The 25,516-nt window shown below is 41.9% G+C and carries 23 protein-coding genes and 2 rRNA genes; 23 read left to right on the top strand and 2 right to left on the bottom strand.

Annotated elements, in window-relative coordinates; genetic code table 11:
• The 9 genes from FTV31_RS02730 to hisC all read left to right on the top strand — a co-directional run.
• Positions 1-99, top strand: a 23S ribosomal RNA gene (locus FTV31_RS02730); the annotation flags it as partial.
• Between the two features lie 202 nt (positions 100-301).
• Positions 302-416 (top strand): 5S ribosomal RNA (gene rrf, locus FTV31_RS02725).
• Between the two features lie 267 nt (positions 417-683).
• On the top strand, positions 684-2,129 hold the full coding sequence (locus FTV31_RS02720) for an RNA polymerase factor sigma-54 (RefSeq protein ID WP_159124272.1): 1,446 nt from the start codon (positions 684-686) through the stop codon (positions 2,127-2,129).
• Between the two features lie 185 nt (positions 2,130-2,314).
• A complete protein-coding gene (gene hpf, locus FTV31_RS02715) occupies positions 2,315-2,647 on the top strand; it encodes a ribosome hibernation-promoting factor, HPF/YfiA family (RefSeq protein WP_004783414.1) in 333 nt (110 codons plus the stop codon).
• A 135-nt stretch (positions 2,648-2,782) separates the two neighbouring features.
• The gene (ibaG, locus tag FTV31_RS02710; protein ID WP_004783413.1) at positions 2,783-3,034 is read left to right on the top strand and encodes a BolA family iron metabolism protein IbaG; all 252 of its coding nucleotides are present in this window, start codon (positions 2,783-2,785) and stop codon (positions 3,032-3,034) included.
• A gap of 7 nt (positions 3,035-3,041) precedes the next feature.
• Positions 3,042-4,298 (top strand): UDP-N-acetylglucosamine 1-carboxyvinyltransferase, encoded by a 1,257-nt coding sequence (gene murA / locus FTV31_RS02705; protein ID WP_159124271.1) that lies wholly within the window; start codon positions 3,042-3,044, stop codon positions 4,296-4,298.
• A complete protein-coding gene (gene hisG, locus FTV31_RS02700) occupies positions 4,298-4,999 on the top strand; it encodes an ATP phosphoribosyltransferase (protein WP_005234128.1) in 702 nt (233 codons plus the stop codon). The genes murA and hisG overlap by 1 nt, the downstream gene beginning before the upstream one ends.
• Positions 5,000-5,186: 187 nt before the next feature.
• Positions 5,187-6,488: a histidinol dehydrogenase gene (gene hisD / locus FTV31_RS02695; protein ID WP_180012900.1), complete on the top strand. Its 1,302-nt coding sequence runs from the start codon at positions 5,187-5,189 to the stop codon at positions 6,486-6,488.
• A 118-nt stretch (positions 6,489-6,606) separates the two neighbouring features.
• Complete coding sequence (hisC, locus tag FTV31_RS02690; protein WP_180012899.1) at positions 6,607-7,698, top strand: histidinol-phosphate transaminase; 1,092 nt, start codon at positions 6,607-6,609, stop codon at positions 7,696-7,698.
• A gap of 132 nt (positions 7,699-7,830) precedes the next feature.
• Here hisC and FTV31_RS02685 read toward each other — a convergent pair whose 3' ends face one another.
• Positions 7,831-9,162, bottom strand: a complete 1,332-nt coding sequence (locus FTV31_RS02685; RefSeq protein ID WP_180012898.1) for an anthranilate synthase component I family protein — start codon at positions 9,160-9,162, stop codon at positions 7,831-7,833.
• A gap of 261 nt (positions 9,163-9,423) precedes the next feature.
• Here FTV31_RS02685 and FTV31_RS02680 point away from each other — a divergent pair, with 261 nt between their 5' ends.
• The 6 genes from FTV31_RS02680 to FTV31_RS02655 all read left to right on the top strand — a co-directional run bounded on the left by FTV31_RS02680 (position 9,424) and on the right by FTV31_RS02655 (position 17,564).
• Positions 9,424-10,389: a DUF6160 family protein gene (locus FTV31_RS02680; protein ID WP_180012897.1), complete on the top strand. Its 966-nt coding sequence runs from the start codon at positions 9,424-9,426 to the stop codon at positions 10,387-10,389.
• 188 nt (positions 10,390-10,577) lie between these two features.
• A complete protein-coding gene (locus FTV31_RS02675) occupies positions 10,578-11,411 on the top strand; it encodes a C39 family peptidase (protein ID WP_180012896.1) in 834 nt (277 codons plus the stop codon).
• A gap of 38 nt (positions 11,412-11,449) precedes the next feature.
• Positions 11,450-12,703: a hypothetical protein gene (locus FTV31_RS02670; RefSeq protein WP_180012895.1), complete on the top strand. Its 1,254-nt coding sequence runs from the start codon at positions 11,450-11,452 to the stop codon at positions 12,701-12,703.
• Positions 12,704-12,715: 12 nt separating this feature from the next.
• Positions 12,716-14,380 (top strand): OmpP1/FadL family transporter, encoded by a 1,665-nt coding sequence (locus tag FTV31_RS02665; protein WP_180012894.1) that lies wholly within the window; start codon positions 12,716-12,718, stop codon positions 14,378-14,380.
• A gap of 7 nt (positions 14,381-14,387) precedes the next feature.
• Positions 14,388-15,617, top strand: coding sequence for a putative pilus assembly protein FilE (gene filE, locus FTV31_RS02660; protein ID WP_180012893.1), 1,230 nt, complete (start codon positions 14,388-14,390; stop codon positions 15,615-15,617).
• 21 nt (positions 15,618-15,638) lie between these two features.
• Positions 15,639-17,564, top strand: a complete 1,926-nt coding sequence (locus FTV31_RS02655) for a hypothetical protein (protein WP_180012892.1) — start codon at positions 15,639-15,641, stop codon at positions 17,562-17,564.
• Between the two features lie 45 nt (positions 17,565-17,609).
• Here the strand turns inward: FTV31_RS02655 and FTV31_RS02650 are convergent, their stop codons facing one another.
• Positions 17,610-18,158 (bottom strand): NUDIX hydrolase, encoded by a 549-nt coding sequence (locus FTV31_RS02650; protein ID WP_166136775.1) that lies wholly within the window; start codon positions 18,156-18,158, stop codon positions 17,610-17,612.
• Between the two features lie 123 nt (positions 18,159-18,281).
• On the opposite strand from FTV31_RS02650, the gene FTV31_RS02645 reads away from it, so the two are divergent.
• The 8 genes from FTV31_RS02645 to FTV31_RS02610 all read left to right on the top strand — a co-directional run bounded on the left by FTV31_RS02645 (position 18,282) and on the right by FTV31_RS02610 (position 25,508).
• Entirely contained in the window at positions 18,282-18,896 is a 615-nt protein-coding gene (locus FTV31_RS02645) for a CoA pyrophosphatase (RefSeq protein WP_004783401.1), read from the top strand.
• 14 nt (positions 18,897-18,910) lie between these two features.
• Positions 18,911-19,441, top strand: coding sequence for a gamma carbonic anhydrase family protein (locus FTV31_RS02640; protein WP_180012891.1), 531 nt, complete (start codon positions 18,911-18,913; stop codon positions 19,439-19,441).
• Between the two features lie 140 nt (positions 19,442-19,581).
• The gene (tsaB, locus tag FTV31_RS02635) at positions 19,582-20,247 is read left to right on the top strand and encodes a tRNA (adenosine(37)-N6)-threonylcarbamoyltransferase complex dimerization subunit type 1 TsaB (protein WP_180012890.1); all 666 of its coding nucleotides are present in this window, start codon (positions 19,582-19,584) and stop codon (positions 20,245-20,247) included.
• Between the two features lie 16 nt (positions 20,248-20,263).
• Positions 20,264-21,088 (top strand): undecaprenyl-diphosphate phosphatase, encoded by an 825-nt coding sequence (locus FTV31_RS02630; protein ID WP_005234173.1) that lies wholly within the window; start codon positions 20,264-20,266, stop codon positions 21,086-21,088.
• Entirely contained in the window at positions 21,082-21,900 is an 819-nt protein-coding gene (locus tag FTV31_RS02625; RefSeq protein ID WP_180012889.1) for a class I SAM-dependent methyltransferase, read from the top strand. Before FTV31_RS02630 ends, FTV31_RS02625 begins: the two co-directional genes overlap by 7 nt.
• 124 nt (positions 21,901-22,024) lie before the next feature.
• On the top strand, positions 22,025-23,425 hold the full coding sequence (locus tag FTV31_RS02620) for a C13 family peptidase (RefSeq protein ID WP_166136755.1): 1,401 nt from the start codon (positions 22,025-22,027) through the stop codon (positions 23,423-23,425).
• Positions 23,426-23,464: 39 nt separating this feature from the next.
• A complete protein-coding gene (fghA, locus tag FTV31_RS02615; RefSeq protein WP_180012905.1) occupies positions 23,465-24,301 on the top strand; it encodes an S-formylglutathione hydrolase in 837 nt (278 codons plus the stop codon).
• Between the two features lie 160 nt (positions 24,302-24,461).
• The gene (locus tag FTV31_RS02610; protein ID WP_257227132.1) at positions 24,462-25,508 is read left to right on the top strand and encodes a YjgN family protein; all 1,047 of its coding nucleotides are present in this window, start codon (positions 24,462-24,464) and stop codon (positions 25,506-25,508) included.
• The last annotated feature ends 8 nt before the right edge of the window (positions 25,509-25,516 follow it).

Below are 25,516 nucleotides of genomic sequence, written 5' to 3'. Positions count from 1 at the left end.
CTAAAGAGCCGTTGAAGACTACGACGTTGATAGGTTGGATGTGGAAGTGCAGTGATGCATGAAGCTGACCAATACTAATTGCTCGTGAGGCTTGACTATACAACACCCAAGCAGTTGTATATAAAGCGTCAATTGATTTCATATTGATCTAACGATCAGACGAAGCCTTGATTTAGTTAAGCTAATCGAACAGACTACAGCAACTCAGATACATCTGTTAATGCATTCTATTTGAAGAAAGCTAGGCAAACGAAGCGCAAGCAACGTAGATAAGACCATAGCGAGTAAGCATACCAGTTGTGCTGGCGACCATAGCAAGAGTGAACCACCTGATCCCTTCCCGAACTCAGAAGTGAAACCTCTTAGCGCTGATGGTAGTGTGGGGTCTCCCATGTGAGAGTAAGTCATCGCCAGCTCATTATTCCAAAAGCCCTCTGCTTACGCAGAGGGCTTTTTTTATGCGCTCAATTTAAAAAAATTAAGTCAAATTATATTAATTTACAAATCGTTTGAATACTGTTTAATAAAAATAAGTGATTAATAATGCTTAAAAAATTATAAAAAAATGACGTTAAAGTTCATGAAATCATTATGGTTTTGTGTGTTTTTTTATCAAACTATGTTATAAAAGTTAAAACGGCATGAAAATTGCTTATAAAACGAGATTTTTATTAGGGGGTCATATGAAATTATCAGTGGGATTACGAATTGCCAACTCGCTGTCATTAACTCCACAGTTACAACAAGCAATCCGCTTATTACAATTATCCAGTCTAGAACTAGAGCAAGAAATCCAGCTACAACTTGATAGTAATCCTTTGTTAGAAAAAGTTGAAGAGCAAATCAGTGTTGAAAGTCTTTCTACTGTTGATGCGAGTCAAAAGGATTTAACCAATGAACTCAATGCAGACCATCTTCCGGACGATCTACCTGTAGATACCGACTGGGATGATGTCTATACCCATCAACCGACAAGTCTAGGTGCAGCAGAGTTTGAAGAGCGCGAAGACAATCGTCAAAGCCAGCAAAGCTTACAAGAATATATGCTCGAGCAGGTTAATCTGCTGCACTTTTCTCGCATTGATCAGCTGATTGCATACTGCATTATTGATTCTCTAGATGAAAAGGGTTTTCTGGATGCAGAAATTTCCGAAATTACTGCATCAGTACAACATCTTTTATCTTCCATGGATTATGAGGAAGAAATCGAAGAGGATGAAGTACTCGTTGTTCTTAAGCATATTCAGCGTCTTGATCCGATTGGAGTAGGTTCCAGAAATCTAGCTGAGTGTTTATTGATTCAGCTGGATAGCCTACCAGTTAATACCCCTTGTCGTAATGATGCGGTTAAATTGCTGCAACATTATGAGCTGCTGATTACCAATGAATTACCAAAACTCATTAAGCAAACTGGTTTAAATCAGGAACAATTACGCTGTGCGGTTGATTTGCTAAAAACTCTTAAACCATATCCGGGACTGGAGTTTGAAAGTAAGGAATCTGATTATCAGATCCCCGATGTCGTGGTAATGAAAAAGAATGACTGCTGGCAGGTGACGTTAAACCCTGATGTGATGCCTAAGTTGAGACTAAATTCTTTTTATACCAATATGATTCGTCGTGCTGATCAAAGTGAAGATAATCAATACCTGCGTAATCAGATGCTGGAAGCGAAAAACTTTATTAAAAGTATTGATGAACGACATAAAACTTTATTGAAAGTAGCGACCTGTATTGTTGAACATCAGAAAAGCTTTTTAGAGATTGGTCCTGAAGGTATGAAGCCTCTGGTTTTACGTGATATTGCTGAAGAAGTTGAATTACATGAATCAACGGTATCCCGTGTAACGACTAACAAATATATGCTAACTCCTCGTGGTTTATTTGAACTGAAATACTTCTTCTCGAGTCATGTAGGAACGACTTCTGGGGGAGAGGCTTCATCTACTGCAATCCGTGCCAAAATTAAGAAAATGATTGCAGAAGAAAATGCACGTAAGCCTTTATCTGACAATGCAATTGCCAATCTTTTGAAAGAAGAGGGGATTGATGTGGCACGACGCACGGTCGCGAAATATCGTGAATCGTTACATATTCCTTCATCTTCTGAGCGAAAAGTCTTGATCTAGTTTTTGAAATTTGATTATTCTAGAGATTCATTATGACATCGTAATGAATCTTTTTTTCTTTTGAGGAATGGTGAAAATGATCTGAATAAATGCTTTAAATCACGATTTTGCTTGAGCAAGTTATTGTATTCTTTTCATTTTTAACTGTGACTCTTCTGATCCTAACGAAGGTGAGGGATAGAACTATGCAAATAACAATTCGTGGACATCATTTATCAATTACGCCAGCGATTGAAGAAACTATAAAAACGAAATTTTCACAGATGACCAAACATCTAGATCAGGTCAACAGCATGCAGGTTAAGCTTTCCAAAGATCATCAGATTGATAAGCGCTCAAAAAGAGGCAGTAGTAACCATATCGCAGAAGCGATTGTCCGTTTACCGGGTATTGAGTTTTTTGCCCATGCTAATGCTGATGACATGTATACCTCGATTAAAATTTTGACGGAAAAATTAAAAAAACAGATTGACCGATATCGCGAAATGCAGCTGAATCATCAGAGTTTAGCCATTTAAGCGACCAAATGGGGAAAAAGAGGTTTTTAAAAGCCTCTTTTTTTATATATATAATGTATGTGACTAATGAATTATTTTTTACATTTATAGTAAAATGACTCGTTTTACACCCTTAGTCCTATAAGAGGTCTTGTGATGAATAATGAACAGCTCGCTGAAATTTTAAAAGCCGCTTTTCCTGAGGCGGATGTTGCTGTGAGTGGTCAGGGCGGAAAATTCGATCTCCGTATTGTGGATGATCAGTTTGAAGGTAAACGTCCGGTTGCACGTCAACAAGCTGTTTATGCTCCTCTCAATTCCCATATTGCCAGTGGTGCAGTGCATGCTGTGACCATTCGTGCATTGACCAAAGAAGAATGGCGTAAAGCAAGCTTATTTGGAGCTTAATCAATTAATGGATAAATTCTTAATTCAGGGCGGTATTAAGCTCGACGGTGAAGTGCGTATTTCTGGTGCAAAAAATGCAGCGCTTCCATTATTAGCAGCAATGATTCTTGCTGATACGCCAATCACACTTAAAAATGTTCCAAATCTAAAAGATGTAAATACCTTGGTAAAGCTGATCGCAGGTCTTGGGATCACGATTAGTTATGAAGGCGATACAGTTATTGCAGATACCTCTACTTTGGATAACCAGTTTGCACCTTATGAACTCGTAAAAACCATGCGTGCTTCTATTTTGGTGCTTGGTCCTCTATTGGCGCGCTACGGTAGTGCAAAAGTATCCCTGCCAGGTGGATGTGCGATTGGTTCCCGTCCAGTCGATCAGCATTTGAAAGCATTAGAAGCTTTAGGTGCCGAGATTGAGGTTGAGGCCGGCTATGTCCATGCCAAAGTCGATGGTCGTCTGAAAGGCGGTGAAGTCGTATTTGATATGGTGACTGTGGGTGGTACTGAAAATATTCTGATGGCTGCAGTATTGGCGGATGGTGTGACCACGATTCGCAATGCGGCGCGCGAACCTGAAATTACTGATCTTGCTCAAATGCTGATCAAGATGGGTGCGAAGATTGAAGGTCTGGATACCGATACGCTAGTGGTTACCGGTGTAGAAAGCCTGCATGGCTGTGAATATGCAGTGGTTGCCGACCGTATTGAAACCGGTTCTTACTTGGCTGCTGCAGCTATTACGGGTGGCCGTGTTAAAACCACACATACAGATCCGGCTTTAATGGAAGCTGTACTGGATAAGTTTGAGGAAATGGGTGCAGAAGTCACTCGTGGTGATGACTGGATTGAACTGGATATGATGGGCAAACGTCCGAAAGCGGTGAGCTTCCGTACCTTGCCACATCCAGATTTCCCAACAGATATGCAAGCCCAGTTAATGGCAGTCAATGCTATTGGTCGTGGATTCGCCACAATTTCTGAAACGATTTTTGAAAACCGTTTTATGCATGTGCCTGAATTGGCCCGTATGGGAGCCAATATTCAGGTTGAAGGTAATGATGCTGTTGTGACCGGTGTAGAAAAACTTTCTGCAGCACCTGTGATGGCAACAGATTTACGTGCTTCATTCTCTTTAGTTCTTGCAGCACTTGCAGCCGAAGGAGAAACATTGATTGACCGTATTTATCATATTGACCGCGGTTATGAAGATGTCGAAGCAAAGTTACAAGGTTTAGGTGCCCAAATTAAGCGAGTAAGTTAATGAGTGATATGAGAAACGATGATCCAAACTTTGACGTAATGGGCAATTTTGATCATGGTTTAACGTTAGCATTAAGCAAGGGCCGTATCTTAAAAGAAACTTTACCTCTGCTTGAAACAGCAGGGATTAATCTGCTAGAAGATCCGGATAAATCACGTAAGCTGATTTTTCCAACCACGCATAAACAGGTGCGTATCCTGATTTTACGTGCCTCTGATGTGCCGACTTATGTTGAGAATGGTGCGGCAGATATCGGTGTAGCAGGTAAAGATGTGTTGATGGAACATGGCGCGCAAAATGTCTATGAACCATTAGATCTTAAAATTGCCAACTGCAAATTGATGACAGCAGGTAAAGTCGGCATGGAGCGTCCGAAAGGCCGTTTAAAAATTGCGACTAAATACGTGAATCTGACCCGTCAATACTACGCGAGCCTCGGTGAACAGGTTGATGTGATCAAGCTTTATGGTTCAATGGAACTTGCACCATTGGTGGGTTTAGGTGATTACATTGTTGACGTGGTCGATACAGGCAATACACTGCGTGCCAATGGTCTTGAGCCACTTGAAGAAATCTGCAAAGTCTCTTCACGTCTGATTGTGAACAAAGCCAGCTTTAAACGTAAGCAAGCATTGCTGAATCCGATTCTTGCTCAGCTTGAGCAAGCAGTGGAAGCACGCGAACAGGCGAAAAAAGCTTAAATTTAAGCTTTATCAAAGACCGCCCACTTTGGGCGGTTTTTTATTGCTGATTATAAATATAAGAAGCTCAATGCTTTCATCAATTTTATCAAAAGCTATTTCCAATAAAACTCATAGCACAAGTCTGTTCTAGCTACCGACAAAGTCTTTGAAAACAGGTAAACTAAAGCCTTCGAATTCAAACCTTATGGGTAAATTGATGCGACGTTTATCGACACAAGATCAAAACTTCAAGCAAGCGTTTGCTGACTTGTTGGCTTTTGAAACCGTGAATGATCCTGAACTTTTAAAAACTGTAGACCAGATTATTGCTGACGTACGTCAGCATGGTGATGCTCATGTTCTTAAATTGACTCAGCAGTTCGATCGACATCCAGCGCATCAATTTTCAGATTTGGAACTGACTCAAGAGCAACTTAAAGCAGCTTTCGAAGGCTTAACGACTGAAGTGCGTGAAGCTTTAGAATTGGCTGCAAACCGCATTCGTGAATTCCACCAGGCACAAAAACAGGATGGTTGGACGTATGTCGACGCTCTAGGTAATACCTTGGGTCAGAAAGTGACGCCATTGGATCGCGTAGGGATCTATGTTCCAGGTGGCTTGGCTTCATATCCATCTTCAGTATTAATGAATGCTGTACCTGCACATGTGGCAGGCGTGGGTGAAATTGTTATGGTGGTGCCTGCACCTAATGGTGAATTGAATCCATTGGTATTGGCAGCAGCATATCTGGCTGGCGTACACCGTGTATTTACCATTGGTGGCGCACAAGCGGTTGCTGCATTGGCCTATGGTACAGAAACCATTCCACGTGTCGATAAAATCACTGGTCCAGGTAACCGTTTTGTGGCTGCGGCAAAACGTGCCGTATTTGGTCAGGTCGGTATCGACATGATTGCTGGCCCTTCAGAAATTCTGGTCTATGCAGAAGGGCAGAACAATGCCAAATGGTTAGCGATGGATTTGTTATCTCAAGCTGAGCATGACACTGTTGCTCAAGCCGTATTTATTACCCCTGATGAACAGCTATTAAGTGAAGTAGAACAAGCAATTGAAGAACATTTGCAAGCTCTACCGAAAGCAGATATTGCACGTACTTCTATTGCCAATCGTGGTGCACTAGTTCTTGTGAAAGACCGTGCTGAAGGTATTGAGCTAATTAATCAAGTAGCACCTGAACATTTAATGCTGTGTCTGGATGAAGCTCAAGAAATGGCTGAAGAGATCCGTCATGCGGGTGCAATCTTCATGGGACGTTATACGCCTGAAGCGATTGGTGACTATTGTGCAGGTCCAAACCATGTATTACCGACATCGGGTACAGCACGTTTCTCATCACCACTGGGTGTGTATGATTTCCAGAAACGTTCAAGCCTGATTATGTGTTCTGAAGATGGTGTGAAAACCCTTGCGAAAACTGCAGATGTTCTGGCACAGCAGGAAAATCTGGATGCGCATGCCCGTTCAGCACGCTACCGTTATCAGTAATTAAATACTTATATTGAATAAAAGATATTTCTTTCCCTTCGGGAGAGGTTAGGTAAGAGGAATTATTTGACCTCTCCCTAACCCTCTCCTAAAAGGAGAGGGAATTTGAGAATAGAAAATGTCGAATATCACCATAGAGCAAATGCGTTTTTGGAGCCCTGAAGTCCGTGAGCTAGAGCCTTACGTCCCAGGCGAACAGCCCAAAATTCAAAACCTTTTAAAATTAAATACCAATGAAAATCCGTATCCACCATCACCGAAAGTCGTGGAAGCGGTGCAAAAAGTTTTAGCCAATGGCGCAGATGTTTTACGTCTTTATCCAGATCCAGATGCGTCTGAATTGAAACATGCCATAGCTAAACAGCAAAATGTTACTGTTGAAAATGTCTTTGTGGGCAATGGTTCTGATGAAGTCTTGGCACATATCTTTAAAGCTTTCTTTATTCAGGAACAGCCACTGCTTTATCCAGATATTACCTATAGCTTCTATCCAGTTTATAGCCAGTTCTTTGGTGTCAAAACCAAAATCTTGCCGCTCAATGAAAATTTTGAAATTGTGGTAGATGATTATAAACAGCCAAATGGCGGCATTATCATCACCAATCCGAATGCGCCAACCAGTATTGCGCTTAGTTTGTCTGCCATTGAAGAAATTCTGCAGGCGAATCCAGATTCAGTAGTCGTCATTGATGAAGCCTATGTAGATTTTGGTGCTGAATCAGCAGTGAGTTTGGTTGAGAAATATGAGAATCTAGTAGTCTGTCAAACGACTTCAAAATCCCGCTCTTTAGCAGGCTTACGTGTCGGTTTTGCGATTGCCCAACCACATCTGATTGCAGCGCTTGAAGCGGTAAAAAACAGCTTTAACTCTTATCCAATGGATCGTTTTGCCATTGCGGCTGCGGTCGCTTCATTCGAAGATCAGGAATACTTTGAAGCACAAAATGCCAAAGTAATTGCCAGTCGTGAAAAACTGGTTAATCAGTTGAATGAGCTTGGTTTCAAAGTCTTGCCATCAAGTGCGAACTTTATTTTTGCTTCACTACCATCAAAAGATGCAGGTGAGTTAGCGGCTGAATTACGGGAACGCGGCATTATCGTACGTTATTTTAATAAACCTCGTATCAATCAATTTTTACGTATTACCATTGGTACAGATGAGCAGAATCAGCGTTTAGTAGATACATTGAAGAATGATATTTTAGCTTAATTAAATCCACCCTAACCCTCCTTTGATAAAGGAGGGAACCTTTTTCTTTTTAAAGAGAGAGAATCCCCTCTTTTACAAAGAGGGGTTAGGGGAGATTTATAAAAAAGCGGCTCAACCGAGTCGCTTTTTTATTTATTTAGGTTTATACCAGGTATTGAGTAAATCCAGCATGGCATCAACCTTATCAAAACATTCCTGATATTCCGCATCACAGTCAGAAGAAATCGTAATTCCGCCACCAGCCCAAAGTGAAACCTCATCCTGATATTTCTGAATCGAGCGAATCAGAATATTCCAGCTTCCTGTTCCATCAAAATTAAAATAACCTAATGAACCACAATACGCTCCACGTGGAGCACCTTCTAACTCTTCAATAATTTGCATGGCACGAATCTTTGGTGCACCGGTAATTGATCCACCTGGAAGTGCAGACAGCAATACATCAAAAGGATGCACACCTTCTTTTAAGGTCGCTTCGACTTCGCTGACCATATGATGTACCTGATTAAATGACTCAATATTGAATAGTTTAGGTGTTTTGACTGAACCTGTTTCTGCATAAACACTGAGGTCATTGCGTAGTAAATCTACAATCATGATATTTTCAGCCTGATCCTTCTTTGAGTCTTTTAATCGTTGTTTGGATTGCTCATCAAGCACCGGATCGGCAAAACGTGGCATGGTACCTTTAATCGGTTTGGTGACAATTTTTCGATGTGCTTCAAAATCAATAAACAGTTCAGGTGAACAGCTCAATAATTCAAAATCACCTATACGAAGATAGCCCGCATATGGCGCATTGGTTAATGTCCAGAAAGCATGTGCAGTTTCTAATAATGAACCTTCAGCCAGTGCTGTAAATTCTTGGGTTAAGTTAATCTGGTAACAATCACCGGCTAGAATATAATCCTGAATATCCTGAAATGCCTGTGCATAGCGAGATTTGTCCCAACGTGGGTTGCAAAGGGTTTTTAATTGAAATTGTGATGGTATAGAGGCTTGATTTAATAGATTTTGAAGATGATTGAAAATATCTTCTGCTTGCGGATCATGACTATAGAATACCCATTGTTCAGCTTCAAACTTAATATAAGAATCAAACTGCCCGATAAATAGGCTAGGTTGAGCTCGCTCTGGGTATTGGGTGTGCTGTTGAGCAGCGTAATCATAGCCAATAAACCCAACATAACCTCCAGAAAATTCATTCGCTTTAATATCTGGAGTTTGATCAAGCTCTAAGCTGAGTTCAGCTATATCAGCCTGATATTGCTCGATATCCACTCTCTTAAATGACTGAGTTTGTCCATCCTGCACCATAAAATATTTCTGTGCACAGCAGGCAATAAAAGGCTGCCCATTATTATTTAAATATATCAGGTGATCTAAGGGGCTTAATGCATGCAATAGATCTTTAAGCTGAAGAGATGCAAAACTTAAAGGACAATGGTAAGGAGCTTCGTTCATTCAGTAGCGCATATTCCGATATGACCCGGTATTTTATATCAAGAATGGGAAAAAATATTTCTAAATCATCAAATACCGTTTGTCGGTAAGCTCAATATTGCGACCAACAACAGTTGATCAAAATATGACTCGACGTTAATTTAAGTGGGCGAGCAAAATTACTCAAGGAAAGATGCTTTGCGTTGTCAGAAAATAAAAAACACAACGTCAGCACTGAGTGATTCACAACCAAAAAAAATAGTACTCTTGGGAGAGTAAACAATGAAAAAATTCACAAAATTGGCTTTAGCTGCTTCAGTTGCTTTTAGTGCAAACGCAATGGCGATGCAATCACTGGACGATGCATCTCTAAGCGCGACTACAGGTCAGGACGGTTTGAAAATCGGTATCGGTATTTCAAAAATTGAAATTGAAAAACTATTTATCCATGATAATGATGGTTACAGTGGTGCTGGTGGTACAGGTGAGGCGGGTGCAATTGTTATTGAAGCAAACGGTACAGGCGCTACTACAGCACATGGTATTGTAGTTGGCGCAAACTATGATAACAATGGTGCATTTTTACTAGAGTCACGTAACCTTGCAGATTTGACCATTGACTCAGATGCTGGTGCTGGTAACCCGTTCATCAACATTGCCGCTGAAGTATCTGGCTTGGATATCAATATTGGTAAAATCGGGGTAGTAGCATCAGGTGATGAACCAGCAGCTACAGCAACTAGCATTCGTCGTGGTGGTCAAGGTGCAACTAATCATATCTTATCTGGCCTATCACTTAAAACAGGTCCAATGTCTGCCAATATTCAATTAGGTGCTGCTCCACAGGGTGCAATGATTAAGTTGAATGCAACAATGATTGGCGGCTTAACAATTACAGATTTGGGTATTCTTGATAATTCAACGACTGGTGGACAAGTTGCTGCAGGTGTAACCACCTCAGGCCCAGGTGAAATCTTCATTGAAAGCATTAAGTTGACAGATGCTAACTCTAAAGATTTGAAACTTAACCAAAGCATTAGTGTATTTGGCGAATCAAGTGCAAACGATGGTTTCATTCGTATTCTGAGCACAAGTGGCGCACATGATAACTATGTGAAAGGTATTCACTTAGGTAGCCGTACTGCAGCTTCAATTGGTGACATGGAAATTCAAGGTCTGCAAACTTACTTTAGTCCAGCACAAGGTACTTATGTTCCAGGTGCTATTATTACGATCGCTGGTCACTAATTTTTACCTTAAAAAAGCGCGTGTTTACACGCGCTTTTTTATGACTACAACATCTATCTAAAAAAATAAAAAAAGACTGTATTTTTTTGAAAAAGAAGGTATCTTTCTAGTTACAGGGAAGTAGAGTGAACACTCTATAAAAAGAAAAATTAGGCACATCATGCCAATGATAAGAAAAGTAAAAGAATATGTTAGAGATTGCATTGGGCTCGGCATTGATGTATTACGCTGCCAAAGAAGCTCTGGATATTAAAAAACAGCCTCCAGGCGCTGTTCACTATACTGAAGTTCTTGATTCAAGAAATGACTCTTTTGTGCGTATGCACCGTGAACATGTGGAAGTCAAACCTGCACTGTTAGACCAGTTTCAGGGAATTGTGCGTCAGGCTTATGATTATAGTTGCGGTTCAGCAGCACTTACGACTTTATTAAATGGCTATGTGGGTACCCAGTTGGGTGAACAGCAAGTCATGAATGGCTTAATGAAATTTGGTGAAACGGATAAAATCATCGAACGTCGTAGCTTTTCCCTTCTTGATATGAAGCGTTTTGTTGCTGCTTTAGGCCTAGAAAGTGGTGGCTATCGCGGGGAATTTGAAGATCTGGTTAAACAGGGACAACCCGCCATTGTTCCTATTTCCTATGCAGGATTTAAACATTTTGTCGTGTACAAAGCTTATAAAAATGGGCGGGTGTATGTTGCCGATCCGGCACTGGGTAATATCAGTTTTGATGAACAGCGATTTAAGGAAATTTGGGAAAACAATACTTTATTCTTAATTAATGTCCCTGAACAATATCGAAAAAACTTTTTGGCATTAAAAGATTCGGATATGCGTCATGTCGAAGATGCAACCATTAACCGTTATGCTTTAGTTGATATGCAGTATCCACAGTTCTATATGGATAAAATTGCCGATAAAGCATCGACTATCCGTATGGATCGTAACCGTAATGTAGATTCAGAAAAATTTGGGGAATATCAATATAATTTTCTCAGACTTTATTACAAGAATAAATAAAACGAAAAGATGGCTATAGAAAAATTAAAAATGGTGAAATGGATATGAACAGTAAATGGATGAACAAGACATTCTTGGCGCTCAGCATTCAGATGGTCATGGGAGTGGCATGGGCTGCGGATGAGCCTGAACTGGGTGAGTATGAAACGGTTGAGGAAGAAGTAGTCGAGACTGCCGCATCCGTTGATATTCAGCCTGAACCAGCAGAAACCCAGGCTGTAGAAGAGCCTGAACTTGGGGGGTATGAAACAGTTCAGGAGGAAGCTGTAGAAGAGCCTGAACTGGGAGGATATGAAACAGTTCGGGAAGAAGCTGTTGTTGAAACTGCTGCACCTGTTGAAGCTCCAGCCACTCAAGCAGTAGATGCATCTCAAGCCTTACAGAAAAAAGAAGGAGATGCTACTCAGGAAGCGAGTCTAGAAGAAGTATTTACTTCAAATGAGCGTCAATACTCACTCATTAAACAAGGTGAGATTTCATCCTATTACGATATTGATTATACCTATTATCGAGATACACAACTCGATATGGAAATGGCACAGGGCCAGTTGTATCAACTCCGTGTTCAGGAAAATGCAACGCATAGCCTGACCAATACTTTCACTTTTCAGTACGGGGTGAAAGATAACCTGACCTTAACAGCTTCCTTACCTTTAGTTGCTAAGACAGATTTGTTAAAGGATACCTCTACAGCAGGACTAGGGGATATTAGTCTAGGTGCACGTTGGGAGCCATTCCCTTTAAAAGCAGGTCGTTTACCACTTATTTTATTTGCTAATTTATCGACTAAAACAGGTGATAGTCCATATGAAATTAATGCAGCAAAAGATCTGGCTGCAGGTAAGGGATATTACTCAGCCGGTGTGGGGGCGAGTACACGTAAATATATTGACCCAGTGGTGCTGTTTGCCTCAGTTTCTGCAAATTATGGGTTTAAAGAATCGGGCTTAGATCAGCGTCGCGGTACACGCATTATTGAAGAGTTTGAACCAGGGATTAGTGGTGGTTTTGCTTTCGGTTTTGCTTATTCATTTAACTATGATGTCTCCATGACCATGTCATATCAGCAAAGCTTTAATACTGGTGCAGAATTTAAGTATCACACGGGTGAAAGCTATTCAGCAGCTGATCAGACTAGCTCGACTTTTGCGATTTCTTTAGGGGTGCGTGTATCCCCAGAAACCATTGTAAATGGTACGGTCGGATTGGGGCTGACCGAAGATGCACCAGATGTTTCACTGGGACTTTCATTCCCACTTGATATTTTAGGTTTCGGTAAGAAATTCAGTTAATAGGGGTGTCGTATGAAAAACATTCGACTTAGCCCGTTATTAACAGGAATTATTCTTGCGGGCTGTTCAAGTTATACCTTTGCACAATTAGGGACCAACCTTTCTGTTGACCTGCGTGCATTGTCTATGGGGAACGCGGTTACTGCAGATCCGCCAGGAGTGAATGCAATTCACTTTAACCCGGCTGCATTGGCTAAAATTGAAGGCTTACAAACCGAACAGCAAATTATTGTTGCGAACTTTGATATTCAGCGTGAATTTAATGTTCCTGCTGGATATAACGTTTTTGGTTATTCAGATGATCCAATGGTCTGTAATGATGGGCCTGAAGTATCTTCTGATTTATGTACAGATTTTAAAGGCCCAGTGAAGGGTGATGTAGAGTATGTCAGTCTCTACGTACCTATCCTGAAAAAAATGGTGGATTTGGGTGAAGGCCTCCCGATGGCAGCACCTACCATGGGGGTCTCTTATAAACCACCAGGTTCTAAAGCAACGTATGCAACTGCCGTTTATGCACCGCTAGTGGCAGGTTTTGGTCATGAGGATGGTAACCCTGCCAATTTTATGGGACAACAGGTTGCTCTGGAGCGAATTACCTATTTATCTCCATCAATTGGTTATGAAGTCAACGACCAGCTTTCGATTGGTGCTTCAATCGGGATGTCTTATCAAGCCATTGCCATGAAAACGGATTTACGTTTTCCCAATGAGCTGATTGGCATGTTGCGTATGATTGATGAAGTCGTATGTACACCATTTAAAGAAAATTCTGACATCATTACTGATATCTTGCTGCTCGGGATCTGTAATGCTGATGAAGGGATGAACCCATTTGGTAAATTTGGCCAAATGCAACTTTCATTAGAACAAAATTTAAGTCCAAGCTATAACCTGGGTGTTCTATGGGAGCCAACTGAAGATTTCAGTTTTGGTATGGTTTACCAGAGTGCGGCCAAAATGCGCTTAAAAGGTAAATATCATATCGATAATGCCAAAGCACCACAGGAAATGATTAAAGGTCTGATGACCTCTCCAACTGGCCAGATTTTAGCTGCAATTCTTGGTTTTCCAAATTATATTCCTTCAAGTGAGTCGGGTCTGGTTTCCATGGATTTCGAATACCCAGCTCACTTTCAGGCGGGGATTAAGTATAAGGTGATGCCAGATTTGCAGGTCAATTTTGATATTGGCTGGACTGATTATGCTGCTTGGGATCAATTCAAGTTTGAGTTCGACCGCACCCTTTCTGCCTTGAAGATTGCCAAACTGTTATCTGCCAATGTAACGGATTCTTCACTTGCATTACCGCTTGGGTTTGAGTCGCCATGGAACTTCGGGATCGGAGTAGAGTATTCAGCAACTGACCGACTGAAACTTCGTGCTGGCTATGAACCACGTACCAGTGCCATTCCAAAAGATAAACGCAATACTATGGTACCGATTAATGGTGCACAGCTATTTGGTTTAGGAGTGGGCTACCGTTTTGACGCAGATACGGATCTGGATCTATCTATTGGTTTCTTACGCAGTAAAGATAATATTCCAGCAAATACCAGTAGCCTAGCGAACCAGACCGGGGTAAATAACCTGTTACTGAATCCATATGCAGGCTTGAATGTCAAAACAGATACCAAGATCACAATTTTAGGTTTGAACTATCGCACCCGTTGGTAAGGAAGAAATGATCAGAACAGGGAACTTAGGGATAAAAATGGTACTGGCATTAAGTCTGGTACCATGGTCTTTTTATACAAATGCCAGAGAGTTTATTACGATCATTGGGCCCGATGGGCGACCATTAGTTGTGCCACGTCAAAATAATGAGCAGAAAGAAACAACAAAAAACCAAGCGGCCACTACTCCGAAAAAATTGACTACGCCCGTTACATCTACTGCACAGGATCTGAAAAAATCCGAGCCAAAGGCGGTGGAAAAAAGTGTGACAACAGGTGAGCAAAAAAATAATATGGTTGTACAACCAGTACAACCAGTACAACCAGTACAACCAGTACAACCAGTACAACCAGTACAACCAGTACAACCAGTACAACCAGTACAACCAGTACAACCAGTACAACCAGTACAACCAGTACAACCAGTACAACCAACTAAACACGTTGAGTCTAGATTACCGCAACAATTACCACCAGTGGCACAGCCTCAAATCTATGAACCTGTCATTCAGACAGTACCTGATCCTGTTCAAAAACAGAATTTCAGTCAGATTGAAGGGGTGGAATATGTGGATAGTGAATATCTGGAAAATAAAGAATTTAATCTAGAAGGTAAAAAACGTTTCTATAGCATGCCTGAAGGGATAGTTGATAAAAATATTGGATCAACACGTGTACAGACGATTGAGCGTGAAAAAGGAGTAGGACAGTCGATTATAAAATCCTTGTTTCAACAACCTGTCGTAGATTCTGGTCCAGTCGTACTGGCCCAAACCTACTACCGTATTTCTCAGCCTGAATCTATAGAAAGCTTAGGTAAGCAGTGTTTTAAAGATAAAAAAGTTAAGAATGCGAAAGAGATTAGTGCAGGTAAATCCATTAATCTGTGGCCACGGGCACCGCTGAAATCAGATGAGTTTGATTATGAAATTGTGAAGCTAAAATCTGATATTAAAAATATTCAGATTCAGTCTTATGCTTCCCGTCAGAATAATCCTGCCTATTACTGGCCATTTGTTGTATTTCTGGATAAACGAGGCTGTGTTTTAGAAGGGGCGGGCGGTTTCAAAAATCAGGAAGCACAAGCCAATATTATTCAACATGAGAAGATACAGGGAATTATTCAGATTCCTGCGCAAAGCCAATATGTATTAATGACCCCACTCGCTTCAGCCATAGATGTTGAAGACAAGATGCTGACAAATTATGGACAACTAAAACTAGTTGCCATTCGATAAGGACGATTCGAGTAGAATAAGATGAAAAATAAAATATTATATCCATTTGCTTTCACTGCTTTATTTGCCGCCCTCAGCGGATGCGGAGGTGAAAGTGCGAATGTCATACCAGAACAAAATGATGAAGCCACCACGAATGGTTCCTGCTCTGCTACTGCAACGAATTGTCTGGAATGGGGGCTTGAATATCCAATTGATGGTCTTAACTTTAATTGTAGTGGTGATAAAGAAAATACCTTTATTACTTTATTTGACCAAAATGATGGTGTGGCATCAGGTACTTGTCAAAAAGCAGATAGTATTGAATTTTATCTGAAAAGTTTTAGTGATACCAAAATCAAGTTGGGTACTGTAAAGCTTTCTGAATATATGAACCTCAGTACATCGAGTCAATTACCCCGACTAAGTGTACTTGATATTGCTAAGGGAATTACCGGTCGTAATATTGCCAGAATCGAACAGACAGATCCAACCGTGCAGGTGGCGATGAAACTGGTCAAAATCTGGCAGACCTTGGCACTGGAAAAAGGCCGTATCTATAATCCGACGGATGTACAGCCCTTGTATATCACAGAAGATATGCGAAAGAATCTGGGCAAAATTAATAAAGATATCAGCCTGACAGATGCAAATTTGGCAGAAACCCTTAAACCTTTTATTGATATTAGCCAGATTAGTGATGATCAAGCCTTTGAAGTCGTAAAAAAACTGGCCAATATTGCCAGTGCAGCAGTATATCAACCGGAATTTTCTCTGTTCTCAACTTCAGGCATTATTAGCAGTAACTTGACTGGTTCCGATGGCCTGGCGGGTTGTAATAAATCTGTATGTGACATTAAAGATAAAACGACTAAATATTTATTTGGACATTTTATCCTGATTACAGACCGCCAAGGTTATACCTTTGGCAGTGGACTACAGTGGCGTGACACTCAGCTAAAACTGGGCTCCAATAATCTGGGATCTTTGGGTGGCATTAATGCGGAATTGATCCGTAAGGTCAAACCACAGCAAATTACTGCAGTACCGCAAACCAGCTGGATTAGCCCTGCCACGAGAATGCTTTCATCAAATGCACCATATAAAATGAATGTGGCTAACAACAGCAATCCATTAGAAATTTACCAAGGTCGTTTGCTGAGCGATTATGTGATTGCCGGTAAAGAAGCATTTTATAAGATGGCCACAGGTAAAACTGAACTCAGCGATGCTGATCGTGCCAGTCTTGGTTTATGGCGCTTTAATGCTGATGATGACAACTATAGTGGCTCAATTGATCTTTATAAAATTTTCCCGATCAGCTATCTGGATCGTCAAGTCTTTAGAACAGCTGAAAATGTAGAGCCAGGTGAAGAATATATTTTCCCAATGTATGGCAACATGGAGTTTAAATTTAGCGAAAACTCAATTAGCCCTGTTACAGTGGGTGTTGTGATTGATAGTAATGGTGATGTGCGTACCAATATGCAGTCCGCGAGCAATCTTGCAACTGATAGCATTAATGGTTGCCAGGGAGATATCTTACCGGCTGGACTTAAAGACAATAACGGCGTTCAACAATATCGTCTCGGTACCTTAGGCCGTGCATTTATAGATGAAAAAACAGTATCTATGCGACTGGTCTTCGCTGATCCTGTATTTGGTTCATTAAATGGTGCCTTGGTAGGTATGAACTCCACTATTCAGGCTTCAACCAATACAGAGGATAAGATTGTGATTGGTGGGGCATTACTCAATTTATCTAATGTATTGAATGGAACCAGTCGTGTGGGCTTTACCAACTCAGCTGGAGAAAGCGTAGGCTGGGCAAATACTTATGCCAGCTTCCAGAAAGTCTATAACAACAATAATACTGATGAAACGACAGAAGAGACCAATCTGGCCAAGCTAAGTGGCGGAAGTGTTTCATTTAAATTAGCGGATTGTTATAGCATCAAAACCAAATAATGAAAAAAGCCCATCCAATGATGGGCTTTTTTATAAAAAGACATTTTAACCTGTGTGATCCAAACGAGTTCCCAAGGTCTCAAGATGCATCGGGAAGTTATTGGTTTTACGGTCTTCAAAATAATGACGGAGTGTATGTTCTACACTCGGGAAAGCCAGTTCACTCCAGGGAATTTCATCTTCATCAAATAAACGTGCTTCAATGGTTTCTTCACCTGCACCAAATTTTCCATCAATCAGTTGAGATTTAAACAGGACATAAATCTGGCCAATCCGCGGAATATTGTACATGCAGTACAGCTGTTCAATATCTACTTCAGCTTCGGCTTCTTCACGGGTTTCACGTGCTGCGCCCTGTTCCATGGTTTCAAACAGTTCCATATAACCGGCAGGGAGGGTCCACAGTCCATAACGTGGTTCAATTGCACGGCGGCAGAGCAGAACTTTATCTTCCCAGAGCACCAATGCACCGCAAATCACTTTTGGATTAATGTAATGAATATATCCGCATGTAGTACAAACCTTGCGAACCTTCTGATCGCCTAAAGGAATTTTCTCTGTTGTTTTATGTCCACAGTTCACACAGAAGTTCATATTCATCATCAATGATAACAGTAAGGTCAGGATAACTGAAAAATCAAAATTTGGCATCATTTCTATCCCGCCAAATCAAAAATCAGCTATGATGAAATTATAGTCGCATAGGGAGCTGAATGAATGGATGAGCTGGGATTAATACAACGCTTGCAGAAACATTTACGATTTTCCAAACGGATTCAAACTGCACAGGCTGCTGTATTAATTGCGATCACAGATGAAGCTGATCCCAAAGTTTTGCTGACACGTCGTTCAGCTTATATGAATAATCATGCAGGGGAAGTCTCTTTTCCAGGGGGTAAACGCGACCCGCAAGATACCAGTAATATTGTAGTGGCTTTGAGAGAGGCGTATGAGGAAACGGCGCTTAACCCATTTGATGTGCATCTGATCGGGGATCTACCGATGCAAAAGGCACGTAACGGGATGCTGGTTAAGCCTGTGGTCGGTTTAATTCCGCCTACCATTCAACTCATTCCTCAACCGACAGAAATTGACCGGATTTTCTTTGCTTCTTTGCAGCATTTGCTGGAAGCCCAGCCCATGCCTTATGAAGTGCGGTTTGCCCAGCAGTCTTTATATTTTCCAAGTATGCGGGTGGAAAATGAGATTGTCTGGGGACTCACCGCACGTATGCTGATCTCACTATTTCAGTACGGGCTTGACTATAAAAAAGACTGGCCATTTTTACTTAATTCACCTGCGTTTAAACGCTCAAAATTTTTTAACCGTTGAACAGGATTTCAGCCATGTTATATCAATTTCAGGGACATACACCAAAAGCAACGCATCAGCCATGGGATGGTTGGGTGGCACCTACAGCGACGGTCATTGGACAGGTTGAACTGGGAAAGCAGGTGAGTGTCTGGTTTGGCGCCGTCGTTCGTGCAGATAACAGCAAAATCCGTTTAGGTGACTTCACCAATGTTCAGGAAAATGCCGTGCTACATACCGATGCTGGGATTGAAATGAACATTGGGAATTATGTGACCATTGGTCATCAGGCCATGCTGCATGGTTGCACGATTGGAGATAATAGCCTGATCGGGATTCAGGCAGTGATCTTGAATCATGCCGTGATTGGCAAGAATTGTATTATCGGTGCCAATGCCCTGATTCCAGAAGGAAAGGTGATTCCTGATAATTCGGTGGTGATGGGCTCACCAGGCAAAGTCGTGAAAACTTTAGATGAAGCCAGTATTCAGAAACTGAAAATGAGTGCCATGCACTATGCTGAGCATTTCCAGAAATTTCAGGACCTGGAAGAAGTACAGCTTTAGGCTGTTATCTGAATAAAGTCCTCAGTTAAGCCTAGAATTTTCTAGGCATTTTTGTATCTGGCTTGGGAAAATCTCGCCTAGAAGATATGAGTGGAGTATTATATTCGACGTTTTTTATATTCTCTAAATTAAGGTTGTGCATGAAAGTGCTGGCATTGGAGACTGCCAATGAGCAGTGTTCCGTCTCTGTGATCAATGATACTCAAGAACTATTTTTTCAGCTTGATGCGCGCGCCAAGGCACAAACGCAAACCATTCTCCCAATGATTGAACAAGGCCTCAATGATCTGGGCTTGGCTGTATCTGATCTGACAGCGATTGCCTTTAGTCGTGGCCCGGGATCGTTTAGTGGTGTTCGTATCAATGCGGCTGTGACCCAAGCTTTGGCTTGGTCAAATGATCTGCCTGTAATTCCGGTATCCACTTTACAAGCTTTGGCGCAAGCGGCATATCGTTTGCATGGTTTAACTGCAGTAACTGCCGTACTGGATGCACGGATGAATGAAGTCTACGTGGCCAGTTATCAGTTAGATGCTCAAGGGATTATGCAGGCTGTTGATGAAGAACAGCTTTTGAGTTATGAACAAGGTGCGGAGGCAGTAAAATTTACTGTGGTGGGTTCAGGTGTCAATCTAGTTCAAGAAACAGCATCTGAATATAAAAATGTTAGTGCAACAGCGCAGGATATTGCCGTGATTGCGCGTGCAGCAGCAAAAACAGAAAATTGGGTCAGTGCAGAATTGGCACTTCCGGTATATTTACGTGATAACGCATGGAAAAAAATTCCAGAACAAGGCAAAGCATAGTTAATCAGGATTAAGCATGGATCTTTTACTGCTGCTGAAAGCAGCAATTATGGGTATTGTTGAAGGTATTACCGAGTTTTTGCCTATTTCCAGTACTGGGCATCTGATTTTGGCTTCAGAATTAATGAATTTCTGGACCAAAGAAAAAAGCGATGTTTTTGTCGTCGCAATTCAGATGGGGGCAATTGCCGCGGTTATTTATGAATATTGGGCACGGCTTTGGGGCGCAGCAACCGGGATCGTAAGTGGTGAACCGCAAGGACGCCGTTTAGGGATTGGCCTGATTCTGGCCTCTATTCCCATTGTGCTGATTGGCCTGACCTTAGGGCAAACCGTAAAAGAGCTGCTATTCAATAATATTGCGATTGCCATTGGCTTGATCGTTGGTGGTCTGATCATTATCTGGATTGAAAAGAATCCACCCAAGGTACGTGCCCAGGAAGTTGAAGATCTGACCGTGAAAGATGCAATCTGGATCGGTCTGATTCAGGTCTTATCCCTGATACCGGGAACTTCACGTTCAGGTGCGACCATTATCGGGGCGATGTTCCTTGGCGTATCACGTAAGGCTGCAACTGAATTTTCATTCTTCTTGGGGATTCCGGTTATTATCGGTGCAGGCCTGCTCGATCTGTATCAAAGCTATGATGTTTACAGTACCACAGAAGACTGGACAGTTCTGGCAGTCGGTATCATCGTATCATTCATCTCGGCGCTTTTATTAATCCGTGCCTTGGTAGCCTATGTGGCAAAACGTGATTTCATGGTTTTTGCCTGGTATCGCATTGCCTCAGGTTTACTGATTTTATTATTTGCCTTTACAGGTTGGAGATTATGGTAAGCACGATTCGCTTATATACCGAATCTGAGTATCAAGAGAAAGCACAGCACTTCGAGGCTGTGCTTTCTTCTCGTGGTGTAGAGGTTAGTATTGAGGTTATTGAAAAGCTGAATGCACGTTTCTTGCGTTTACATCCCGAACTGGCACTGTGTGTTGATGCTGACGGCCTATGGCTCTGTGCCAATGGCATGAAAATGCAACCAGATTGGCAAGCAGAAGTAGGGCGCTTAAAACGTGCCTCTTTAAAATCGGAAATGATTGCTCGTGCTTGTAACCTCGGAGAAAAGCCGACTCTTATCGATGCGACAGCTGGGCTAGGTCATGACAGTCTGTTGATGGCACATTTGGGTGCTCAGGTGACCTTGGTCGAACGACATCCTATTTTATTTACCCTGCTTGAAGACAGTCATCACCGAGCGAAAAAGGATACTTTTCTAAGTTCGGTGGTTAAGCGGATTGATCTGGTTTTTTCGGATTCTGCAGATTATCTGAAATCACAGACTGAGCAGAATGCGGTCGTCGATGTAGTTTATCTGGACCCGATGTTTCCACAACGCGACCAGAACCAGCAGGCACCGAAAAAACAGGCACAGGTGAAAAAACAGATGCAGTTATTACATCTGCTTTTACCGGAAGATGGGGAAATGGATCTGGGAGATAATCTGCTGGAACTGGCACAAAAAATTGGCAAGCGGGTGGTGGTGAAACGTCCTCGTCTGGCTGTATTTTTAGCTGGAAAAGAACCAAATCATCAATGGTCTGGTGATGCTTGCCGTTTTGATGCCTATTTTCAGCATGAACTGGTTACTTAATATGAGAATTGCTTCAAAATAGATCAAGGATTTGTTATATATTTAAAAATTGGCATTGATAAAACTTATATCAAGCATAAACTTATTGGGCACATTAGCGAGCCACTTATCTCCCTGAAATCATATGATCGACTTTAAACCCTCCATCAATTTTTGGCACGATTTTAAAAGCAACCAAATTGCCGGGATGTGGTTATTTCTGGGATCTCGGCGTTCGCTGCAACTGGTGCGTCCCTCTATTCTACAACTGGTGTTCTGGGGCATTTTGGGCGGCTGTGCTAATAGCCTGTTTAGCTGGCTCAGTTCCGGCCGCATGGGAGATTTTAACTCTCAAGGTTTGATCAGTTATGCACTTTGGCCCTTTATTGCCTTGATTGTCGGGATTTTCTTGTCCCAACGTGTGAATAATCCTCGTCTGATGCTGGTGCCAGCACTACTCTGGCTAGTGCTGGATACGCATATCATGCTGTTCCAGAGCCTGATCCAGTATCTGGGTGATCTGGATTATCTACCCTATATTTTCTACGCCTATATTCCGACCCTATTTGTCATGCTGTTTGTCTGGCAAAGTCTGGCTGTGGTCTGGGTGATTTCACGTGAATTAAAATGGCCGTGGTGGGAACGGGCACTGATTATGCTGGCCACCCTGTTTACCCTGGTGGTGTGGCAGATTTCGGTGAAAGATCAGCCCATCTGGAAAGTTGAAGAAATTCCACCAAGTTTTGCTGAAGATGCTTTTTATGCTCAGCCGATCTTGCTGAACAAGGCACTAGATGCAATTGAATATGGCGAATTTGCACAGTCGCATTGGTACTTTATGGGTGTGGCTGGCGCGAGTTATCAGGATGTGTTCTATTCAGAAATAGAGCGGATTAAAAAGCAGTTTGATACCCGGTTTGGGACTTTTGGCCGTTCGATTATGCTGGTGAATCATCCGGCAACACGGACTGAGATTCCACTTGCTTCCAAAACCAGCATGGAATTGGCCTTGCGCCGTATTGGCCAGCAGATGAACCGGGAAAGTGATGTACTGTTCCTGTATATGACCTCACATGGCTTGCCAAATGAATTTGAAATGGAAAATGCCCCGCTAGACCTGGCATCAGTCGATCCAAAATGGTTGCGTGATACTCTGGATGCCTCAGGTGTGCGTTGGCGAGTGATTGTTATTTCCGCCTGTTTTTCAGGTAGTTTCGCTTCGGCTTTGCAGAATGATAATACTTTAATTATCACAGCCTCTGCTGCTGACCGTCAGTCTTTCGGTTGTTCAAACGAAGCTGATTATACCTATTTCGGCCGTGCTTTCTTTGATGAGGCCATGCGTGAAAATAACAGCCTGAAAGCCTCTTTTGAGCAGGCCAAGACTACAGTGGCTAAATGGGAAGCAGCTCAGGGATTTGAACCGTCAGAACCACAATGGGTGATTGGCAAAAACATGGAATTGATGTTGCCACAACTGGAACAGCGTCTTTTCCCTCCAGCGACGACCACTTCAGCATCTCCGTCTGTCGCTTTGACTCCATAAACCAATCTATAACTTTAGAAAATAGAAAAAGGAATGATGATGGAACTGGTACAGAATAATCGAAGCTTTGAGGGTGAACAGCGGATTTATAGCTTTGAGTCTAAAATATTAAAAAAACCAACCAGATTTGGAATCTTCCTGCCGCCACAAGCTCTGGAAGGCGAAAGTTGTCCTGCTTTGTTCTATTTAGCTGGCCTGACCTGTACTGAAGAAACTTTTGCAATCAAGGCACATGCCCAGCGTCTGGCGGCCCAGCTTGGTCTTATTCTGATTACACCAGACACTTCTCCGCGTGGAGATGATGTTGCCAAAGGTGATCACTGGGATATTGGGCAAGGTGCCGGATTCTATATTAATGCCACTCAAGCACCGTGGGCTGAACATTATCAGATGGAAAGCTTTATCGTCGATGAGTTGTATGAACTGGTGTGTGAAGAGTTCGTAGTTCAGGCAGATAAGATCGGGATTTTCGGTCATTCCATGGGTGGACATGGCGCTTTAACTTTGGCTTTTAAATATCCGGAAAAATTCTGTTCAGTTTCGGCATTCGCACCGATTTGTGCACCAAGTCAATGTCCATGGGGTGAAAAGGCATTCTCGAATTATCTGGGCGAAAACCGCGAAGAATGGTTGAAGCATGATGCAGCTGCGCTGGTTCAGGAAAAAGGTGCACTATTTAGCGATATCCTGATTGATCAGGGCTTTTCTGACCAGTTCTATAGCCAGCTGAATCCGGCGTTATTTCAGCAAGCTTGTGATGCCGTGAACCAGAAATTAACCTTACGTGAACATCAGGGTTATGATCATGGTTACTATTTTATTCAAAGCTTTGTAGATGACCATCTACAATTCCATGCTGTGCAATTAAATCCATAAGCCTAGCAACACAAGCGAAGCAAATTTAAAAGTACAATGAAACTCCAAAAATAGGTCATATTTTTGGAGTTTTTTATATGAATATCAAATAAATATAATAAAAATGGCATATAGGTTGCTATTCAAAAATCAGGTAGAACCAGTTGCAGTTAAGAACACGATGCACAATAAGCCTGAACCAGAGATTGACCAGCCATCACCTCCACTAGAAAAACACAGCTTCCGATTTCATGGCAGTGCCACGGAATATTTTGGAATCTGGATGGTGAATCTGATGTTAACCATTATTACGCTTACTTTGTATAGCCCGTGGGCAAAGGCACGCCGTATCCGCTATTTCTACGGTAATACCCAATTGTTAAAACATCGCTTTGACTTCATCGCCATGCCAAGCCGAATTCTACTAGGTCGTCTACTGGCATTGGAGTTGTATGTAGTGACAGTGATCTTGACCAATTACTCCATTCTTGCCACCAGTTCATTATTTCTGATTGCTGCAATCTGTCTGCCCTGGTTAATTCGGATGACCCTGAAATTTAAGGCTCGGAATAGTAAATATGGCAATGTCCGGTTTCATTTTAGTGGAAGCAATCGGGAAGCCTATAGGGTCTTATGGCTCGCGATATTGGTCAACATTTTTACCTTGTTTCTTTTCAGCCCAGTGGTGATCTGGCTATACAAACGTTACTGCTTTAATCATTTATCGATCGGACAACTTCAGTTTAGGCTGGGGATTCAGTGGTCTAAATTTATGTCGGCAGTTTATATCCCCTTATGTCTATGTCTGCTGGTCGGCATTGTATGGATCGCAGCAATCGTTTACTGGGTCGATTTGATCGGTACAACCCTGTTTATCTTAGGTGTTGTGTTGAGCTATCTGTTTTGCCTGGCCTTGGTCTGGCCGATGATCTCTGCACGCTTATATATGTATACCTGGAATCATGTAGAGCTTGGTCAAAGCTATTTTAAAACCCGGGTAACGACATGGCGCTATAGCTGGATTGTACTCAGTAACTGGATAGTGCGTGCACTCAGTTTGGGACTCATGACCCCTTGGGCGAGCATCCGTTTATATGAATATCAACTGGCTAACCTAGAACTCTATCTAGCAGAGGACGAAACTAATCTAAAAAATATCTTGCAGCGTGATCCTAATGCTATAGCCAATGAAGTACTGGATATCTTTGATTTCGATGCATCGTTATAGAGGCAAGT

Source organism: Acinetobacter sp. YH16031 (assembly GCF_013417335.1).
In the GTDB taxonomy this organism is placed as follows: Bacteria; Pseudomonadota; Gammaproteobacteria; order Pseudomonadales; family Moraxellaceae; genus Acinetobacter.
This window is presented reverse-complemented; position numbering and strand designations above follow the sequence as displayed.

Excerpts from the sequence above, each read along its gene's own strand:
- FTV31_RS02645 (WP_004783401.1), top strand. The coding sequence starts at position 18,282 with ATGGATGAGCTGGGATTAATACAACGCTTGCAGAAACATTTACGATTT.
- FTV31_RS02650 (WP_166136775.1), bottom strand. The coding sequence starts at position 18,158 with ATGAACTTCTGTGTGAACTGTGGACATAAAACAACAGAGAAAATTCCT.
- hisC (WP_180012899.1), top strand. The coding sequence starts at position 6,607 with ATGTCGAATATCACCATAGAGCAAATGCGTTTTTGGAGCCCTGAAGTC.
- FTV31_RS02675 (WP_180012896.1), top strand. The coding sequence starts at position 10,578 with ATGTTAGAGATTGCATTGGGCTCGGCATTGATGTATTACGCTGCCAAA.
- fghA (WP_180012905.1), top strand. The coding sequence starts at position 23,465 with ATGGAACTGGTACAGAATAATCGAAGCTTTGAGGGTGAACAGCGGATT.
- FTV31_RS02630 (WP_005234173.1), top strand. The coding sequence starts at position 20,264 with ATGGATCTTTTACTGCTGCTGAAAGCAGCAATTATGGGTATTGTTGAA.
- FTV31_RS02655 (WP_180012892.1), top strand. The coding sequence starts at position 15,639 with ATGAAAAATAAAATATTATATCCATTTGCTTTCACTGCTTTATTTGCC.
- FTV31_RS02680 (WP_180012897.1), top strand. The coding sequence starts at position 9,424 with ATGAAAAAATTCACAAAATTGGCTTTAGCTGCTTCAGTTGCTTTTAGT.
- FTV31_RS02640 (WP_180012891.1), top strand. The coding sequence starts at position 18,911 with ATGTTATATCAATTTCAGGGACATACACCAAAAGCAACGCATCAGCCA.
- FTV31_RS02665 (WP_180012894.1), top strand. The coding sequence starts at position 12,716 with ATGAAAAACATTCGACTTAGCCCGTTATTAACAGGAATTATTCTTGCG.
- FTV31_RS02720 (WP_159124272.1), top strand. The coding sequence starts at position 684 with ATGAAATTATCAGTGGGATTACGAATTGCCAACTCGCTGTCATTAACT.
- FTV31_RS02685 (WP_180012898.1), bottom strand. The coding sequence starts at position 9,162 with ATGAACGAAGCTCCTTACCATTGTCCTTTAAGTTTTGCATCTCTTCAG.
- hpf (WP_004783414.1), top strand. The coding sequence starts at position 2,315 with ATGCAAATAACAATTCGTGGACATCATTTATCAATTACGCCAGCGATT.
- murA (WP_159124271.1), top strand. The coding sequence starts at position 3,042 with ATGGATAAATTCTTAATTCAGGGCGGTATTAAGCTCGACGGTGAAGTG.
- filE (WP_180012893.1), top strand. The coding sequence starts at position 14,388 with ATGATCAGAACAGGGAACTTAGGGATAAAAATGGTACTGGCATTAAGT.
- FTV31_RS02670 (WP_180012895.1), top strand. The coding sequence starts at position 11,450 with ATGGATATGAACAGTAAATGGATGAACAAGACATTCTTGGCGCTCAGC.
- ibaG (WP_004783413.1), top strand. The coding sequence starts at position 2,783 with ATGAATAATGAACAGCTCGCTGAAATTTTAAAAGCCGCTTTTCCTGAG.
- FTV31_RS02620 (WP_166136755.1), top strand. The coding sequence starts at position 22,025 with ATGATCGACTTTAAACCCTCCATCAATTTTTGGCACGATTTTAAAAGC.
- tsaB (WP_180012890.1), top strand. The coding sequence starts at position 19,582 with ATGAAAGTGCTGGCATTGGAGACTGCCAATGAGCAGTGTTCCGTCTCT.
- FTV31_RS02610 (WP_257227132.1), top strand. The coding sequence starts at position 24,462 with ATGCACAATAAGCCTGAACCAGAGATTGACCAGCCATCACCTCCACTA.
- hisD (WP_180012900.1), top strand. The coding sequence starts at position 5,187 with ATGGGTAAATTGATGCGACGTTTATCGACACAAGATCAAAACTTCAAG.
- FTV31_RS02625 (WP_180012889.1), top strand. The coding sequence starts at position 21,082 with ATGGTAAGCACGATTCGCTTATATACCGAATCTGAGTATCAAGAGAAA.
- hisG (WP_005234128.1), top strand. The coding sequence starts at position 4,298 with ATGAGTGATATGAGAAACGATGATCCAAACTTTGACGTAATGGGCAAT.